General features: G+C 57.9%; 1 protein-coding gene. It reads left to right on the top strand.

Annotated features, from left to right (window positions below):
- The first annotated feature begins 70 nt into the window (after positions 1–70).
- Positions 71–508, top strand: coding sequence for a DUF7415 domain-containing protein (locus tag AC1RPN_RS08060; RefSeq protein ID WP_481763691.1), 438 nt, complete (start codon positions 71–73; stop codon positions 506–508).
- Positions 509–642 lie beyond the last annotated feature (134 nt).

Genomic DNA, 642 nt, shown 5'->3' with positions numbered 1-642 from the left:
ATTCACGTGAGTGAGGGGTTTTCGGAGATTGAGGCTCGAATCTTTGAACTTGTACAGGGAGAAACTGAAGATGTCTGAGTTGACGGATAGTGTAGTCGAGGGCTCGATGCAGGAAGTCACGTGGATCGAGATTGCGGATCGCGGTCTGCTGTACCGTATCAACAACGAGATCATGCACCCGCTTGGGCTTGCCGTGTTCTACGATCCGGCGACTGGTGTATCGGAGGGCGCATTCGTGGCTCCGGATGGCGCGTTCGCGTATGATGAGAAGACGGCGGCGCAACACGAATCCTTGGCACAGGCCAAGGCCGATGACTTCGAATCCCGAGCCCGTTGGTTGGAAGCGCGCTGTGCCGAACTCTCGAACAGCCTTGTCGAGATGCAAACGCGTTTGGATGACGTGCTGGATGGGTGCCGTGGGCTTCGTCACCTGAACGCGGTTCTCGGTTCGAGCAACAAGCGGCTGCGTGGTATTCTACGCGATGCAGAGCTGGAGCGCTCGGCATGATCACGCGAATTTTTCAGGGCGTGACGGGCACCCACTTCCGACGCATGGTGGCGCGCACAGCTGTCATCGAGCGTGCTGAGCATGACCGGGAAATCGTGATTGTCACGCACCATGGCCTTCGCGATGAGTGGGGA

This window comes from Dellaglioa sp. CoH-57-MRSF-20 (genome assembly GCF_056781955.1).
The sequence above is the reverse complement of the archived record's forward strand: the minus strand, read 5'-3'. Positions and strand labels throughout refer to the sequence as shown.